Genomic DNA, 17,332 nt, shown 5'->3' with positions numbered 1-17,332 from the left:
ATTCTAGCCGGTCGATGCATCGCGCAGGCGCGCAAGCGCCTGCGCGTGGATGGCCGGCACGCCGGCCAGCACGCTGGTGGTGTCCAGGCCGGGCGGCTTGCCCTCGATGTCGGTGAACAGGCCGCCGGCCTCGCGCACGATCACCGCCAGCGCCGCCACGTCGAGGATGTTGACGTCCGATTCGATCACCAGGTCCAGCCCGCCGCGCGCCAGCAGGTGGTAATGGCAGAAATCGCCGTAGCCGCGGATGCGGCTCGAATCGCGGATGAGCGCACCCAGCGCCTGCCAGCGCGCATCGGCGGTGAGCGTCCTGACGTTGCCGGTGGAGATCGCGGCCTGCGCCATCGCGGCGGTTGCCGCCACCTGCACGCGTTCGCCGTCCAGCCAGGCGCCGGCGCCGGCGCGCGCCCACATCGTTTCGCCGTAGACCGGGGCGCTGGAGACGCCCAGCACCAGCCGGCCGTGGTCCATCAGCGCGATCTGCGTGGAAAAGAATGGCGTGCGGCGCACGAAGCTCTTGGTGCCGTCGAGCGGATCGACCAGCCAGAGCAGGCCGTCGCGCGCGCCTTCGAGCCCGTATTCCTCGCCGTAGATCGCCGCCTGCGGCAGCGCCCTGGCCAGCACGGCGCGGATCGCCTGTTCCGCCTCGCGGTCGGCGATCGTGACCGGCGTGGCGTCGGCCTTCCATTCCACCGCCACGCCGCGATGCCAGTAGTGGCGGATGATCTCGGCCGCGGCCATCGCGGCCTCTCGGGCGGCGGACAGGGCGTGCTCTGCGTCGTAGCTCATCGCGCGGTTTCCACGGTAGCCGCGGCAAGCCCGCCGCGGCGGTGCAGGCGGACCGACCCGTCGGGATCGGGCGGCCCCAGGTGTGCCAGCCAGTTGCGCAGCGCCTTGTCGCTCGTGCGCGGCTGCAGGAGCGCATCCAGGCGCCAGCCCAGCGGGCTGGCCTGCCACTGGCCGTCGACGTGCAGCGGCCCGTGGCCGTCGTCGCCGAGCCGGCCATGCATCACGCCGTTGGCGGCCACCAGCTCCGTTTCCAGGTTGCCGAGGGCCACGCTGCCGGCGCGCAGCTGCATCGCGGCATCGATCCAGCGCGCGTCGCCCTCGAGCTCGACCGGCCAGTCGGCCTGCAGCACGACTCGCCGCAGCCTCAGCACGAGCGTGCCTTGCGGCCCGCCCAGCGGCGAAGCCAGCCGTGGCGCCCAGGCGGCGAGCCCGGCCTGCACCGCCACGTCGGTCCATAGCGGGCGCCCTTGCGCATCGCGCTGCAGATGGCCGCGGGCGGCTAGCGCGGCACCTGCGAAATCCAGCTGCAGATCGAGCCGTCCCCACAGCGCGCTGCGCGCAAGCCGCCACCGCAGGCGGCCCAGCGGGCGGCCATCCCTGTCCTGAACCTGCTCCGCCGCGCCGTCCCACATCGTGCCGTTCACCTGTCCGAGCGACAGCCCGCGCAGCCGGGCCTGCACGAACGGCAGCGCCCAGCGCGCCGGCAGGAACAACACCAGCGATACGGCGCACGAGAGCAGCAGAGCGATGGCCAGCCAGGCGATACGCGGGCGGTTCACTTCGATCCTTGGGCTTGAGCGGGCATGCCGCAGCGCCGATGATAGCCGGATGGACACCCCCTCCCCCGGTGCGCCGGCCGTCGCCGGCAATGCCTCGCTGGCCGCGCGCGACCTGAAGCACGTGTGGCATCCGTGCACCCAGATGCACGACCACGACATCGCCCTCGATAGCCGCGTCCCGATGCTGCCGATCGTGCGCGGCGAAGGCGCCTGGCTGATCGATGCGGACGGCCGCCGCTATCTCGACGGCATCAGTTCGTGGTGGACCAATCTCTTCGGCCACGCCAACCCGCGCATCGCCGCGGCGCTCGCCGACCAGGCACGGCGGCTGGAGCACGTGATCTTCGCCGGCTTCACCCACCAGCCCGCCATCGAGCTGGCGGAGGAACTCGTGCGCATCACGCCGCCGGGGCTGAGCCGCGTGTTCTTTGCCGACAACGGCTCGTCCGCCATCGAGGTGGCGCTCAAGATGAGCTTCCACTACTGGCTCAATCAGGGTCGCGGCCACAAGACGCGTTTCATCGCGCTGACCGGCAGCTACCACGGCGAGACGCTGGGCGCGCTGGCGGTGAGCGACGTGGCGCTGTACCGCAAGACCTATGCGCCGCTGCTGCTGACGCCGATCCTGGCGCCGTCGCCCGACACCTACGAGGGCGAGCCGGGCGAATCGCCGGCCGCCGTGGCCGCGCGCCGCCTGGGCGAGTTGCGCGTGCTGCTGGAACGCCACGCGCACGAGACCTGTGCGGTCATCGTCGAGCCGCTGGTGCAATGCGCCGGCGGCATGCGCATGTACCACCCGGACTACCTGGCCGGCCTGCGGCGCCTGTGCGACGAATTCGCCGTGCACTTCATTGCCGACGAAATCGCGGTGGGATTCGGTCGCACCGGCACGATGTTCGCCTGCGAGCAGGCCGATGTCGCGCCGGATTTCATGTGCCTGTCCAAGGGACTCACCGGCGGCACGCTGGCGCTGTCGGCGGTGCTCACCACCGAGGACGTGTACGCGGCCTTCTACGCCGAGTACAACGCCGGCAAGGCGTTCCTGCATTCGCACAGCTACACCGGCAACCCGCTGGCCTGCCGCGTGGCGCTGGAGACGCTGGCGATCTTCCGTGACGAGCCGGTGCTGGAGCGCAACCGCGCGCTGGCCGAGCACCTGGGCGCGCGCCTGGCTCCGCTGCGCGACCACCCGCACGTGGCCGACGTGCGCCAGACCGGCATGATCGCCGCGGTCGAGCTGGTGGCCGACAAGCGCTCGCGCGAACCCTGGCCGGCCGCCGAACGGCGCGGCCTGCGGGTGTACCTGCACGGGCTCGAGCACGGTGCCCTGCTGCGGCCCCTGGGCAACGTGGTCTATTTCATGCCTCCCTACGTGGTCGACACCGGCGAGATCGACCACCTGGTCGACGTGGCGACGGCCGGCATCGAGGCGGCCGTCGCCTAGCTGCGGGCCGCCGGCGCGGGGCGACGGCTCAGTGGCCGCGCACCGTCAGGCTGGGATCGAGCATTCGCAGCGCCTCGGCGGTCGTGCGCGCGCCGGTGCGGCGAATGTCTTCGCGGTCGTAGCTGCGCCCGGCCACCGGAAGGCATTCGCCCGGCTTGGGCGGAATCAGGCTGCCGGTGGAGCGCAGGCAATTGCGGTCGCCGGGACGCGGGACGGAGTGGCCCTGGCCGGCACCAGCCGACGCATTGTCGGCCGGCGGCCGGATCGCGTCCTGCGCATGGATCGACAGGCCGGCCAGCAAGAGCGTGCCGGCGGCGAGGGAAAGAAGGCTGGAACGGAACATGGCGGCACCTCGGGGATCAGGAGCTCGTGTTCCATGCTGCTCCCGGCCGCAGTCCCGTGCAATCGGCCTGAGCTGCTGGACGCGGCGGCGTAGGCGGTAAGCTTCTTCTTTTGGCCGAGCCTGCCGTGCGCACCATTCGCATTCATGTCGACCAGCCGCTCGTGACCGGTGACGAGTTGGACCTTCCCGCACAGGCGGGCGAACACCTCGCGCGCGTGCTGCGCCTGGGCGAAGGCGCTCCCGTGGTCTTGTTCAACGGCGACGGCGGCGACTACGCGGCGATCCTCGTCCACGTCGGCAAGCGCGTGGTGCGTGCCCGCATCGAGGGCATGCAGGCGGTGTCGAACGAATCGCCGCTGCCGCTGACGCTCGCGCAGGGTGTTGCGCGCGGCGAGAAGATGGACCTGATCGTGCAGAAGGCGACCGAGCTGGGCGTCGCCCGCATCGTGCCGCTGCTGACCGAACGCTCGGAAGTTCGCCTCGACCCGGCCCGCGCGGAAAAGCGGCTGATGCACTGGCGCGCGGTCGCGGCCAGCGCCTGCGAGCAGAGCGGCCGCGCCCGCCTGCCGCAGATCCTGCCCGCGCAGCCGCTGGATGGCTGGCTCGCCGGATTGCCGCAGGACGGCGCGTTGCGCCTGGCCCTGCTGCCCGAGGGCAGCCGGTCGCTGCGATCGCTCGTCTTTGCGCCGGCCGGCGGCCTGCTGGTGGTCGGGCCGGAGGGTGGCTTGGGCGAGCGCGACGTCGGTTCGCTGCAAGCGGCCGGTTTCAGCGGCCTGGCGCTGGGTCCACGGATCCTGCGCACGGAAACCGCCGGCCTGGCAGCGCTGGCGGGGCTGCAGGCCGTACATGGAGACATGGGGTGATCGATGCTGGCCTCGGGCGCGGAAACGCCCTGCAGGCCTTCCTCCGCAAGCGGATCAGCTGGCCAGATCGAGCATCTGGGCGAGTTCTTCCTCGATGCCTTCCAGGTCGGGAATCACCGCGATGTCGTCGCGCACCAGGACCTGTGCCTTCACGCCGGGCGGCAGCGGCGTGCCGTCGTGCGTGGGGATGATCAGTTCGGCGTTGAGCGTGGTCAGGCGCGGAAAACCCTGGGTGACCACCGCGACGAAGGGCAGCTTGGCATTGCCGCCCAGCGCCTTGAGCACGGCGACGCGCACGGCCAGGTCGGCATCCCCTTCGGGTGCGCCGGCAAGCTTGGTGAAGGAGACCAGCGGCACGCGCCAGCCACGCCAGGCGATCCGCCCAAGCACCCACTCCGCCGCGCCCTCCACCGGTTCGGGCGTAGGCAGCGTGATCACTTCGGCCACGGTGGCGTTGGGCAGCAGCAGGCGCAACTGGCCTACCGGTACCAGCACGCAACGGATTTCGCGCGGCAGGGGTTGTTCGCTCATGGCTGACCTTCCGGGAATTGCTCGGCCAGGCGTGCCGCCAGTTCGCGCGGCGTGCCGGCATGATGGGAAAGATGCTCGGCCAGCACGCCACTGACCATGTCGGCGGCCTGCGCGCCGCCGCTTGCCTCGACCCAGACCTGGCCGCCACGGTCGTGCACGGCCTGGCAGCCGCCCACCGCATCGGTGGAACGTCCGGCGAAGACGATGGCGATCACGTCGCGGCCGAAAACGGCGGCGGCCTGGGTAAAACTGGCGTCGATCGACGGAGCGTGCGCTGCGTCCATCTCGACCGGCTGCAATTCGACGCTGCCGTTGCGCCGCAGGGTCACTTGGCGGTCGGACGGCACCACGATCACCTCGCCGACGCGCGCCCGCATGCCGGCTTCGGCCACGCGCACCGGCAGCGGGCACAGCGAGGCGAAGTATTCGGCCAACCCATCGGCGGGGCGACCGGCCAGGTGCTGGGTATGCAGCACGGTGACCCGCAAGCCCGCCGGAAGCGCGGCCAGGAATTCGCCGACCGATGCGGTGCTCTCGGTCGTGGCACCGAGCACCACCAGCCGTGTCACGGCGCTGTCCGGCAACTCGAGCACCATCTCGTGGCCCCGCTCGAAATCCTGCGGCGCGATGGCTTCTTCCATCGACACCAGCTCCAGGCTGAGACCCGGCAGGATCGGCGACTCACCGTCGTCGGCAGCGTCGGGCGCCAGATAGTCCGCCGCACTGAGCTTTTCGATGCCGAAGTCCGCCGGATCCGCGCGTTCGACCGGCACGGCCGAATCGGCCGGCACGGCCGGATCGGCATCGTGGTCGTACAAGGTCCAGCTGTCCGACACCCGCGACGCGGCGGCGGGTTCGGCGGCCAGGCGCGTGGCCGCGGGGATGGCCGCCTCGTCTTCCACCGCAAACTGCAGGTGATCCCGTTGGATCACGGCCAGTTCCGGCGATTCGACCACCGGCGCGTGGATGACATCGAGAGCCACGGCGGAAGCGACCGCCACCTCAGGTGACGGCGCCGCCGCGTCGGCCGGCTCTTCCATCGGCGCCGCGAACACGTCCTCGTGCAGCGCCATGCCCTCGCCGGCGGCGTAATTCAGGCCCGAGCCGAACTCGTCGGCCTCCGCCACCGCGACATCGGAGGCCAGCAGAGCCTCCAGCTCGGCGGCAAGCGTCTCGGACGCGGCGGCCTGACGGGCCTCCTCGGGCTGCGGAGCGAGGTCCTCCACGGCAGCGAGCGGCTCGGGCTCGGTCATGGCCGCCAGCGGCGCAGATGCTTCCAGCGGCGCCGCGTCTTCAGCCGGCGGGCGCGGCGGATCGGCGTCGCCCATCGCCAGCACCTTCATCGCCAGGTGGCGTGCCCAACGCGCGCGGTCCCAGCCTTCCAGCCCGCGGCTGGCCTGGCCGTCATTGAAAACCACGCGGGGACGATCTCCGGCGAGGGTCTCGTCGAGACGTTCGAGCGCACCGTCATCCTCGTCGTCGAGGTTGACCACCAGCACGTCCGCGTTCACCGAAAAAAGCAATTCGCGACTGAGCCCGCTGAGCGGCCCCTCGTGCACGATCCGCGCGCCGCGCTCCTGCAACGCGCTGCGCAACTGCTCACCCAGGCCCGCGTCGTCGAACAGCAGCGCGACCGCCGGCACCGCCTCAGCCATGGACGATCTCCATCGCGCGCTGCTCCAGCACCTCGGCGATCTGCGCCAGCAGCTCGACTTCCTGGTAAGGCTTGCCGAGGTAGCGGTCCACGCCGATGTCGAAGGCGCGCTGGCGATGCTTGTCGCCGGTACGCGAGGTGATCATGATGATCGGCACCTCGCGCAGGCGCGGGTCGGCCTTCATGTGCGTGGCCAGCTCGTAGCCGTCCATGCGCGGCATTTCGATGTCCAGCAGCATCAGGTCGGGCACGCGGTCGTGCAGCTTCTCCAGCGCGTCCATGCCGTCCTTCGCGGTGGCGACCTCGTAGTCGTGGCGCTCGAGCACGCGGCCGGTGACCTTGCGCATGGTGATCGAATCGTCGACCACCATGACCACCGGCTTGATGCGCTGATCTTCCAGCACCGGCGTGGACACCGCGCTGAGGCCATCGGCCAGGCGCTGCTCGCGGCGGGCGATGCCGTGACGAACCAGCGGCGGCAGGTCGAGAATGACCAGTACCGAACCGTCGCCCATGATCGTCGCACCCAGAACGCCGGGCACCGAGCTCACCTGCGGGCCGACCGACTTGACCACGATCTCGCGCGAACCGATCACCGCATCGATGCGGATGGCGGCACGCAGGTCGCCGGCGCGGGTCAGCAGCAGCGGGAGCTGCTCTTCCTCGCCGCCGTGACTGGACGGCAGGCCGAGCAGCTCGTTGAGGTCGTGGATGCCGTAGGAATCGCCGTTGTAGTCGAACGAAGGGCTGGTCTCGGCCATGCGCGCGGCCAGGTCTTCCGGGCTGATCCGCGCGACGCCCTGCACCGATGTCATCGGAATGGCGTAGCTGGCCTCGCCGATGCGCACCACGATGGCCTGCGTCACCGCCAGGGTGAACGGCAGCCGCAGGATGAAGGTGGTGCCCTGGCCGGCCTGCGATTCGATCGCCAGCGAGCCGCCGAGCTGCTTGATCTCGTTGGCCACCACGTCCATGCCGACGCCGCGGCCGGCAAGCTGGGTGACCTGGCTGGCGGTGGAGAAGCCGGTCTGGGTGATCAGGCCGAGCAACTGGTCGTCGCTGGGGCGGGCATCCGGGCGCAGCAGCCCGCGTTCGATCGCGCGCGAGCGGATCGCTTCACGATCCAGGCCGCGGCCGTCGTCGCTGACGCGCACCACCACCTCGGTCGCCTCGCGGGCGACGCGGATGCGCACCGCGCCCTCGGTCGGCTTGCCCGTCTTGCGGCGGTCGGCCGGGGATTCGATGCCGTGCGCGATGGCGTTGCGCAGCATGTGCTCGAACGGCGCCTTGATGCGGTCGAGCAGGTTGCGGTCCATTTCGCCGTGGGCGCCCTCGACGTACAGCTGGGCGCTCTTGCCTTCTTCCTGCGCGGCCTGGCGCAGCGTACGGCGCAGGTTCGGCACCATCGTGTCGAACGGCAGCATGCGGGTGCGCAGCAGACCGTCCTGCAGCTCGGCGCTGACGCGCGACTGCTGGATCAGCAGCGTTTCGGACTGGCGGGTCAGCTCGTCCAGCATGTTCTGGATCGAGACAAGGTCGGACACCGATTCGGCCAGCGCACGCGAGTACTGCTGCAGCTGCGAGAAGCGGTCGAGCTCGAGCGGGTCGAACACCGCCATGCCCGCCTCGCGATGCTCGCGCTGGAAGCGCGCGATGATCTGCGCCTCGGTCTCGATCTCAAGCATGCGCAGCTGGCTGCGCAGGCGCTGCACGGTCTGGTCCAGCTCGACCAGGTTGAAGCGGTAGCCCGCCACCTGCTGTTCCAGGCGCGAGCGGTAGATCGCGACCTCGCCGGCGTGGTTGACCAGGTTGTCCAGCAGCTCGGCGCGTACGCGGATCTGTTCCTGCGTGGAGCGGATTTCCTCCTCGCGGTCGGGCAGCAACTCGGGCAGCAGTTCGGGAAGCGGCGCGGCCGGTACGCGGGCCGTCGCCGACGCAGGCGCTGCCGCGTCGCTGTCCTCGACCAGCGATTCCTGGCCCGCCATCGCCAGCAGGCGGTCGATCAGCGCCTGCGGGTACTCGATCGCCATGCCCTGCGAAACGCGCTGCACCAGCGAGTTCAGCGTGTCGAAGCCGGACTCGAGCGCACCGATCAGCTGCGCCGTATCGCGCTCGCCCACGGGCTTTTCCAGCAGGGTCTCGATAGCGTGCGTCAGGTCGCCCACCGGCACCAGGCCGGCGATGCGGGCGCCACCCTTGAGCGTGTGCAGGTCGCGCTGCACGCCTGCGGCGTGCGCCGGCTCGCCCGGCTCGGCACGCCACTTGGCCAGCAGGCCGTCGGCGTGATCGAGCAGTTCGCGCGCTTCTTCGGTAAAGATCTCGAGCAGGTCCGGGTCGATCTGGCCCACCCAGGCGCCAGCCGGGACGCTGGCTTCGCCCTCGTTCGCCACGGCCGCGGCTTGCGCCAGTGCGTCGGCGGTGCCGAGCGGCTCGATGCCGGCCTCGATCGGTGCTTCCGCCGTCTCGCTGGCTGCCTCCTCCAGCGATCCGGTGAAGACGTCCTCGGCCATCACCGCATCCGGCGCCTCGGCGAGCGGCTCGATCGCCTCCGGTTCTTCGGCCGGGAACGCGACCGTTTCCTCGATTTCGAACGCGGTGCCCTCGGCCCGCGACGGTGCGCCGGCGTCCTGATCCGTCTCGTGCCCGACGGCCAGCTCGGGCGCATCTTCCACCCCGGCCTGACCATCCGACGGCTGCAGGACGTCTTCCTGCTCGGCCCTGCCTGGCTCGTCGAACGCACGCAAAGGCATGGCGGGGCCGTCGACCGGTTCGTTGAGCAGACTGTCGAGCAGCGCAGCCAGGCTCTGCTCCTCGTCGGTGCCGGCAGCGAAGGCGTGCGTTGCGGTGCTGCTGGCGGGTGCCTCCGCAGCCTCGACCACTTCCAGGTCGAAGGCATCGAGCGCAGCCAGCAGTTCGCCTGCGTAGCTGTCATGCTCGTCCGCCTCGGACGAGGCCGACTGGCCCAGCGCGTCGCCCAGGCCCGCGTCGAGTGCGGCGGCGGCCGCGCCGTCGTCCGGCATCTCGGCCGACAGATCCTCCGCGTGGGGATCGAACAGGACGTGCGCGACCTTGGGCTCGGGCTGGCTGTCGCGCAGCTCGATCAGGCGCGCGGTGAGCGCGTCGACCGCGGGCAACTGCGGTTCCGGCGCATCGAATTGCGCCATCACGTGGTCGACCACGTCCGCCGACTGCGCGAGCAGGTGCGTGCCCTCGACCGAGAGCGGTTCGCCGGCCGCGCGCAGCCGCTTGAGCAGGCTCTCCAGCGGCGACAACAGCTGGGTCAGCAGCGGGATGTCGACCATCGCGATGGCGCCGTGCAACGTATGCACCGCCCGCAACAGTGCGTCGTCGACGCGCAGTTCGCCCTCGGCGCGCGCCAGCGCGCCACGAATGGCCTGCAGGTACTGCGCCACTTCGCTGCGCAGGATTTCCAGCAACACCGGATCGACCGGCGGCATCACCGGCAGCGCGATCGCATCGGACGGCTCGGGCGCGACCTCGGCGATCGTCTCGGCGGCGGTGTGGTCGGTGTGCGTGGCGACCGGAATGGTCTCGACGGCGGCGTCCAGGCGCGGCACGCGGCGGCGCACAGTGCGGCGCACGCTTTCCGTGGCGGCCGGTAGATGGTCGCTCAATTGCGCCATCTCGCCGGCGGCCAGTCGATCGGCCGTCGCCATGATCGCGCCCAGCGGCGCGGTCGGCGTGCCTTCGCCCTTGAGCGCGGCCAGCAATTGCGGCAACGCATCGATCGCGGCGCGCACCAGCGCCTGCACGCCGTCGTGCGGCTGGATGCTGGCATCCAGCACGCGGTTGAGCATGTTCTCGACCTTCCACGCGAACTCGCCCAGCACGCTGGCGCCGACCAGCCGGCCCGAACCCTTGAGGGTGTGGAAGGAGCGGCGGATCGGCGTGAGCGCGGCCAATTGCGTCGGATCGGCCAGCCAGGTTTGCTCGGCGCGGCGCAGGTTGTCGATTTCCTCCTGCATCTCTTCCAGGAAGATGTCGCGGATGTCGTCGTCGATGCCCTCGGTGCCCAGCTGGAAGCCGGCGTTGCCGGCCAGCGCGTCGGCTACCGGTACTTCCTCGACGACTTCTTCCTCGATTTCGATCCAGTCGGCAGAGTCTTCCACGCCCGCGAACGGAGGCAGCGGCTCGGTCTCCGCGAGGCGCAGCCCGGCCAGCTCGTGGGCGAACGGCTGTGGCGGTTCGCTGCTGCCGATCAGGAGGTCGCCGAGGTCGTCGCCGGCTGCGAGGCTGACCGGTTCGGACAGCGACGGGCCGGCCGGTTGTTCCTTGGCGGCGGGCGCCGGCTCCTCGTAGGCCACCGCGGCGCGGGCAGCAGGCAACGGCCAGTAGCCGAGCGAGCCGAGACTGTGTTCGGCCACGTCAAGGATGTGTTCCAGGCCACCGCGATGTTCACGCGCCGCCTCGAGGTAGTACTCGAGCGCGGCGAGCGCGTCTGCCAGGTGATCCATCTGCGCGCTGCCCGGCACGCGCCGGTCGGCCAGCATTTCGTTGCCGATGAAACGGCCGATGCCCTCGGCCAGTTCGGACGGGCGCGGCGCGGAAAGCATGCGCATCGCGCCGGCCACCTCGTCCATCAAGGCCGGGGTGCCGTGCAGCTGCGCGTGGTCCCAGCCGGCCTCGACGAAGGCGACGATGGCGTCCTTGACCTTGGCTGCGTTGGCGATCGCTTCCTGCATCAGCGAGGTGAGGATGCTGCGCGCCTCGCTGCGCGGCAGCGCGGGCACGGCATCGCCTTCGACCGGCACGTCTTCGCCAGCCGCGTCCTCGGCACCCAGGCTTTCGATGTGGTCGTCCAGCGAGGATTCGACGTAGAGCAGCGCCCCGGCGACATCGAGCAGCACGCCCTCTTCCGGCGCCCGCGCCTTGTGCGCGATCTCCTCCAGTACGCGGCGCTGCTCGTTGACCACGCGGCGAGGCACGGCCAACGCCAGCATGCCCAACGTGTCGCCCACGCGCTCGAGCACTTCGCCCTGGGCGGACAATTGCGCGGCATCGGCGTCGCTCTGGCGCAGGAACAGGTCCAGCGCCTCCTTCACGCGCAGCAGGTCTTCCTTCAGCGCCTTGGACACCGAATCGAGCAGCGCGCGGTTGTGGCCCGACATCGAGCCGCGCGCGTGTTCAAGCTCCGCGGCGTCGGGCAGCAGGCTGTCGAGGCGGTAGGTCTGCTTCAACAGCGCCATCTGTGCGCTGGCCTGGCGGGCCTGCGCCACGATGTACAGCAGCTTGCCCGCCAGTTCGTCGGCGTCGCCGCCGCGCAGGCTGGCTTCGCCCTGCTCCACCAACTGGCGAATGTTGCGGTCGACCTTGCCGATCAACTGGCGGATCTCGGCGGCATGGCTCTTGAGCAGGCCCTGCTCCAGGCCTTCCAGTACGCCGGCGGCGATCCACCAGAGGCGGCGGCCGGGCACGGTCCAGCAGCGGCCGGCGATGTCCAGCAGCGTCTCGCGCATGCCGACCAGCTGCTGCGGCGCGTTCTGGCCGCGGAACCAGGCCAGCAGTTGCTGCTGGAAGCGCAGCCGAAGCGTGGTGATCGCGCTGCGCTGGGCGGCCACGTCCACTTCGCCCTGTGCACCCGGGGCCTGCACCGGCAGCGCCTGCTCCAGGTTCGGGTTGAACAGCGCGGCTTCGGACAGCGCCTGCTGGTCGCGGCTGGCGCGCAGGTCGTTGAGCAGCGGCAGCAGCACCACCGGCACGTCGCGATGACCGCCGGACAGGCGCTCCATGTAGTCGGGCAGTTGCATGAGGCCACGCATCAACGCGCCGAAGGCCTCCTCGCGCTGGCGGACGTGATCCTCCAGCAGGCAGATGGCGAGCGTCTCCATCTCCTCGGCGACCATCGCCGCACCGTAGAGCTCGACCATGCGCAGGGTGCCCTGCACCTGGTGCAGGTGATCCACGCAGGCGCGCATGACTTCGCGCTTGCCGGTCTCTACATAGGTCTCCAACGCCTCGCGGGCCTGCGCCAGGGTCTCGTCGAGCTCCGGCTTGACCCACTGCAGGGTGGTGAAATCGATGTGGTCTTGAAGTCTCATGCGCCCCTCTTGAGCGGCTGCGCGCTACACGCGCATCGCGCAACCGTTCGAGGTTGCCCCCTGTCGGTAAACGTTGGTCAACCCGGCAACTTGAAGTGAGCCACCGAGCGCCGCAGGTCGCTGGCCAGCTGCGCCAGGTAGCCGATCGAGTCGGCCGTCTGGCTCGCGCCCTGCGAGGTCTGCGAGGTGATTTCCTGGATCGCGTTCATCGACTGCGAAATGTCGGTCGCCGCCGCGGACTGCTGGCGCGCCGCGGTGGAGATGTTCTGAATCAGCGCCGACAGGTCGTGCGAGACGCGTTCGATGTCGCCCAGCGCGCTGCCGGCGTCCTCGGCCAGGCGTGCGCCGGCAACCACCTCGGCGGTGGTCTGCTCCATCGAGTTGACCGCTTCGTTGGTGTCGGACTGAATGGTCTGCACCAGCGTTTCGATTCGCTTGGTCGCGCTGGCGGAGCGTTCCGCCAGGCGCTGCACTTCGTCCGCCACCACCGCAAAGCCTCGGCCCGCCTCACCGGCCGAGGCCGCCTGGATGGCCGCGTTCAAGGCCAGGATGTTGGTCTGCTCGGCGATGTCGTTGATCAGTTCCACGATCGAGCCGATTTCCTGCGAGGACTCGCCCAGGCGCTTGATGCGCTTGGAGGTCTCCTGGATCTGATCGCGGATCGAGTCCATGCCCGAGATGGTCTCGCGCACCACTTCGGCGCCGCGCGAGGCGATCTGCACCGAGCGCTCGGCCACGTCGGCCGACTCGGCCGAGTCCTTGGAGACGTTGTCCATCAGGCTGGCGATCTGGTTGATCGCCGAGGTCGCCGTGCTGATACGCGCGGCCTGGCTCTGCGCCGCGTCGGCCAGGTGGCGCGCGGTGGTCTGGGTTTCCTGCGCCGACGAGGACACCTGTTCGGAGGTCTCGTTGATCGTGGTTACCAGGGTGCGCAGCTCGTCGATGGCGTAGTTCACCGAGTCGGCGATGGCGCCGGTGATGTCCTCCGACACCGTGGTCTTGACGGTAAGGTCGCCTTCGGCAAGCGAGCCCATCTCGTCCAGCAGGCGCATGATCGCCTCCTGGTTGCGCTGGTTGAGCTCGGTCGAATCCTGGAAGCGCTTGCGCTGGTCGCGCACCAGCGTGACCACCAGCAGCAGCGCGAAGGCCACCGCGCCGATCGCACCGATCACACCCCACCACACGTTCGGGAACAGGCGGCGGTAAGGCAGCTTGCCGATCTGGTCGGACAGCTCGTTGGCGCGCAGCAGCACGTTCTGCGAATCCAGCGAGGCCTGGTTGCCGGCGTTCTTCACGTCGACGATGGCGCTCGCCGCGACCACCAGCTTGGCGATCGGGTCGGCCAGCGCTTCCCAGTTGGCCTGCATGTCGGTGAGGATCTTGCGCGCGTTGGCGTCGCCCATGGCCTTGACGCCGGCATCGGGGTTGCCGTCGGTGAGGCCCTTGAGCACGGTGCCGTACAGCTGCGCGTCGCGCGCCAGGCCATCGGCCGCCGCCTGCGCCGTGTCGCCGCCCTGCAGCACCTCCTGCACGCGGCGGGTCATGCGGTCGGCCAGCAGCATCTGGCGCGAGGAGCCCAGCATCTGCTCGGCGCTGCCGTTGCGCTGCTGCAGGATGTTGGTGACCTGGTCCATGCTCGAATTGAGCAGCGGCATCTGCTGCGCGAGCTTGTCGGCGCGCTGCGCCGAGTCGAGCACCACCGCCTTGTTGGACAGGATCTTGCGGATGTCGCCGTCGAACTGGCCCCAGGCGCTGACCAGCGCCGTCACGGCACGCCCGGCCGGCGTCGTGTTGTTATCGCTGTAAGCCTGCATGCCGCCCTTGGGGTCGCCCTTGGTGAGCCTCTGCACGGCCGAATCGATGGCGTTGCGAGTGCTCTCCAATTCCTTGAAGGAGTCGACGTTGCCGCCGGCGGCCTCCAGTGCGTACTTGGCGGTCTGCTGCGACAGCACTTGGATCTGCGTCGTCAGCGCGCTGGCCTGGCGGTCCTCGCCGTTCTTCTGGTTGAGCAGGAAGAAATCCAGCGCCGCGAAACCGATCGCGATCAGCAGCAGGACGATGAGGCCGGTATAGCCCCGTTCCTTGCCGATGCCCCCTATAGTGCTCATCGTTACACCTCGTCCGTCTTCCATCCTGCCGCACCGCGCTTCGACCGCGCGACGCCGGCGGAAACCTCTCGCCCCTGTTTCCGGCCTCGCACGGCACCGGCCCTACCCATCTTTCGCCTCAGGCCGCGGCCTGGCGGAAATCCGGCGCACGTACCAGCCGGTTCATGCTGAACACGCCCAACTGCTGGACGCCCACCTCGACCCGCTCCTCGACGAAGCGCGTCAGCCGTGGGTCCTCCTCAGCCACCGCCTGGCGGCGCTGTTCCTCGTCGACCGTGCGTTGCCCGAACACCTCGTCGACCATCAGCGCCACGCTGCCGCCACCCTGACGAACGATCAGCAGGCGCGTGCGCTCGCTCGGCTGGGTGCGCTCGCCGAACAGGAAACGGTTGAAGTCGATGACCGGCACCAGGTTGCCGCGCACATTGGCCACGCCCAGCAACCAGGGCTGAGTGAGCGGCACGGGGGTCATCACCGGCACGGCCAGCAGCTCGTTGATCTCGTCGATGCCGCTGACGAACAGCCGCGAGCCCACCCGGTAGCCGATACCGCGCCACAGGCCGGGCGCCTCCATCTTGTCCTGCAGGTCCAGCGCGTGCGCCAGCGACAGGCGTTCGTAGCGGGCCAGGATCTCGAACGGCGTGAGGTTGGCGCTCTCGTTCATGCCGCGCTCGGCAACAGGTCGTTGATGCAGGTCAGCAGTTCCTTCTCGTTGACCGGCTTGGTGATGAACGCGCGCGCGCCCTGGCGCAAGCCCCAGACGCGATCGGTTTCCATCGACTTGGTGGTGATCATCACGATCGGCACGGCCGAGGTGGCCGGATCGCGGGTGAGCGTGCGGGTGGCCTGGAAGCCGTTCATGCCGGGCATGATGACGTCCATGATCACCAGATCGGGCAGCTCGGCGCGGACGCGCTCGATGCCTTCCTCGGCGGTGCTGACGGCGGCGACCTGGTAACCGGCCTTCTCCAGCAGCGTGGTGAACACGCGCACGTCGGTCGGCGAGTCGTCGATGATGAGAATCTTTGCCACAGGTCTCCCCTATAAGACGCTGCAGTCAGTGGCTTTTCAGACCGTGCTGACGTGACGATGGATGGCACCGAGCAGTTCGTCGCGGGTGAACGGCTTGGTCAGGTACTGCTCCGCGCCGACGATACGGCCGCGGGCCTTGTCGAACAGGCCGTCCTTCGAGCTCAGCATGATCACCGGGGTGGCGCGGAACTGCGGGTTGTTCTTGATCAGTGCGCAGGTCTGGTAGCCGTCCAGCCGCGGCATCATGATGTCGACGAAGATGATGGCCGGCTTCTGGTCGGAGATCTTCGCCAGCGCCTCGAAGCCGTCGACGGCGGTGAGCACGTCGCAACCTTCCTTCTTGAGCAAGGTTTCGGCCGTGCGGCGGATGGTCTTGGAGTCATCGATCACCATGACCTTAAGACCGGACAAGCCGTTGTCGCTAGTGTTCAAGTTCACTCAACCCCCCTGCTGCCTGTCCAAGGCTCAGGTAAGGCACCCGGACGAGGCGAACGCTCGCCGTGGTGCATGTATAGAAACCGCAACTTGTTAATGTGGTTGCGTCCCGATTGCCGGCAACGCACTCAATGCGTTGCTGTTTACCGCCTGACTTGAGCGGCGTCAAGCAAATTGAATGCCTTAGCGCCGGTCTTGTGCTGGTATCGGCAAACGCGTCAGTTCTTGAGCGAGCGCGTCAGAACTTGCCGCTGCGCGCCCCGCTCGGCGACCATCCACATCCCCGCGCATGCCCCGTTCGCATGCCCTCCCGCCATGGAGCATTTTTCATGCCGCTTTCGGTCGCCGTGCTGATGGATCCCATCGGCGCCATCAAGATCGCCAAGGACACCACCTTCGCCATGCTGCTGGAAGCGCAGCGCCGCGGCCATGCGCTGCACTACATGGAGCAGGGCGACCTGGCGCTTCGCGATGGCGCGCCCTTCGCCCGCCTGGCCAAGCTGTCGGTACGTGACGACCCGTCCGGCTGGTACGAACTGGGCCAGCGCCAGTGGCGCGACCTGCGCGAACTGGACGTGGTGCTGATGCGCAAGGACCCGCCGGTCGACGCTCAGTTCATCTACGACACCATGGTGCTGGACGCGGCGGAGCGCGGTGGCACGCAGGTGATCAATCGGCCGCAGGCGCTGCGCGATTGCAACGAGAAGGTGTTCGCCCTGGACTTTCCCCAGTGCATCGCGCCAACCCTGATGTCGCGCGATGCCGCCGAACTGCGCCGCTTCGTCGCCGAGCATGGGGAGGCCGTACTCAAGCCCCTCGACGGCATGGGCGGGCGCGGCATCTTCCGCATCAAGGCGGGCGACAGCAACCTCAATTCCATGCTGGAGACGCTGCTAGCCGGGGGCATGCACGGCGAAGGCCGGCATTTCGCGATCGCACAGAAATTCATCCCCGCGATCAGCGCCGGCGACAAGCGCATCCTGCTGATCGACGGCGAGCCCGTACCCTATGCGCTGGCGCGCATCCCGCAGGGCGACGAGTTCCGCGGCAATCTGGCCGCCGGCGGGCGCGGCGTCGGCGTGCCGTTGTCCGAGCGCGACCGCTGGATCGCGGCCCAGGTGGCGCCCGAACTGCGGCGGCGCGGGCTGCGCTTCGTCGGGCTGGACGTGATCGGCGACTACCTCACCGAGATCAACGTCACATCGCCGACCTGTGCGCGCGAACTGGACGCGCAGTTCGGGCTTAATATCAGCGGCCAGCTGTTCGATGCGATCGAGAACCCTCCCGCGTGAGCT

General features: G+C 69.4%; 13 protein-coding genes. 3 read left to right on the top strand and 10 right to left on the bottom strand.

Going from position 1 to position 17,332, the window contains the following annotated elements; translation table 11 throughout:
• Positions 1-3 precede the first annotated feature (3 nt).
• Positions 4-789, bottom strand: a complete 786-nt coding sequence (locus tag VGU03_RS05145; RefSeq protein ID WP_327479116.1) for an inositol monophosphatase family protein — start codon at positions 787-789, stop codon at positions 4-6.
• Positions 786-1,568 carry a type II secretion system protein N gene (gene gspN, locus VGU03_RS05140; protein ID WP_327479114.1) on the bottom strand — a complete coding sequence of 261 codons (783 nt, stop codon included), beginning with the start codon at positions 1,566-1,568 and terminating at the stop codon, positions 786-788. Before gspN ends, VGU03_RS05145 begins: the two co-directional genes overlap by 4 nt.
• Positions 1,569-1,617: 49 nt before the next feature.
• Between gspN and VGU03_RS05135 the strand changes: the two genes are divergently transcribed.
• Positions 1,618-3,012, top strand: a complete 1,395-nt coding sequence (locus tag VGU03_RS05135) for an adenosylmethionine--8-amino-7-oxononanoate transaminase (protein ID WP_327479113.1) — start codon at positions 1,618-1,620, stop codon at positions 3,010-3,012.
• Between the two features lie 28 nt (positions 3,013-3,040).
• On the opposite strand, the gene VGU03_RS05130 is transcribed toward VGU03_RS05135, so the two are convergent.
• Positions 3,041-3,355 (bottom strand): hypothetical protein, encoded by a 315-nt coding sequence (locus VGU03_RS05130; protein ID WP_327479112.1) that lies wholly within the window; start codon positions 3,353-3,355, stop codon positions 3,041-3,043.
• 125 nt (positions 3,356-3,480) lie between these two features.
• Between VGU03_RS05130 and VGU03_RS05125 the strand changes: the two genes are divergently transcribed.
• The gene (locus tag VGU03_RS05125; protein WP_327479111.1) at positions 3,481-4,218 is read left to right on the top strand and encodes a 16S rRNA (uracil(1498)-N(3))-methyltransferase; all 738 of its coding nucleotides are present in this window, start codon (positions 3,481-3,483) and stop codon (positions 4,216-4,218) included.
• A 54-nt stretch (positions 4,219-4,272) separates the two neighbouring features.
• Here VGU03_RS05125 and VGU03_RS05120 read toward each other — a convergent pair whose 3' ends face one another.
• The 7 genes from VGU03_RS05120 to pilG all read right to left on the bottom strand — a co-directional run bounded on the left by VGU03_RS05120 (position 4,273) and on the right by pilG (position 15,995).
• Complete coding sequence (locus VGU03_RS05120) at positions 4,273-4,749, bottom strand: chemotaxis protein CheW (RefSeq protein ID WP_327477121.1); 477 nt, start codon at positions 4,747-4,749, stop codon at positions 4,273-4,275.
• A complete protein-coding gene (locus VGU03_RS05115) occupies positions 4,746-6,404 on the bottom strand; it encodes a chemotaxis protein CheB (RefSeq protein WP_327479110.1) in 1,659 nt (552 codons plus the stop codon). The genes VGU03_RS05120 and VGU03_RS05115 overlap by 4 nt, the downstream gene beginning before the upstream one ends.
• Positions 6,397-12,462, bottom strand: a complete 6,066-nt coding sequence (locus VGU03_RS05110; protein WP_327479109.1) for an Hpt domain-containing protein — start codon at positions 12,460-12,462, stop codon at positions 6,397-6,399. Before VGU03_RS05110 ends, VGU03_RS05115 begins: the two co-directional genes overlap by 8 nt.
• A gap of 77 nt (positions 12,463-12,539) precedes the next feature.
• On the bottom strand, positions 12,540-14,570 hold the full coding sequence (locus VGU03_RS05105) for a methyl-accepting chemotaxis protein (protein WP_327479108.1): 2,031 nt from the start codon (positions 14,568-14,570) through the stop codon (positions 12,540-12,542).
• Between the two features lie 118 nt (positions 14,571-14,688).
• Positions 14,689-15,234 carry a chemotaxis protein CheW gene (locus VGU03_RS05100; RefSeq protein ID WP_327479107.1) on the bottom strand — a complete coding sequence of 182 codons (546 nt, stop codon included), beginning with the start codon at positions 15,232-15,234 and terminating at the stop codon, positions 14,689-14,691.
• On the bottom strand, positions 15,231-15,602 hold the full coding sequence (locus tag VGU03_RS05095) for a response regulator (RefSeq protein ID WP_327477129.1): 372 nt from the start codon (positions 15,600-15,602) through the stop codon (positions 15,231-15,233). The genes VGU03_RS05100 and VGU03_RS05095 overlap by 4 nt, the downstream gene beginning before the upstream one ends.
• Before the next feature lie 36 nt (positions 15,603-15,638).
• Positions 15,639-15,995: a twitching motility response regulator PilG gene (gene pilG / locus VGU03_RS05090; RefSeq protein WP_091337506.1), complete on the bottom strand. Its 357-nt coding sequence runs from the start codon at positions 15,993-15,995 to the stop codon at positions 15,639-15,641.
• Between the two features lie 371 nt (positions 15,996-16,366).
• Between pilG and gshB the strand changes: the two genes are divergently transcribed.
• Positions 16,367-17,329 carry a glutathione synthase gene (gshB, locus tag VGU03_RS05085; RefSeq protein WP_327479106.1) on the top strand — a complete coding sequence of 321 codons (963 nt, stop codon included), beginning with the start codon at positions 16,367-16,369 and terminating at the stop codon, positions 17,327-17,329.
• Positions 17,330-17,332: the final 3 nt, after the last annotated feature.

Source organism: Frateuria sp. (assembly GCF_035944355.1).
GTDB lineage: Bacteria > Pseudomonadota > Gammaproteobacteria > Xanthomonadales > Rhodanobacteraceae > Frateuria_A.
This window is presented reverse-complemented; position numbering and strand designations above follow the sequence as displayed.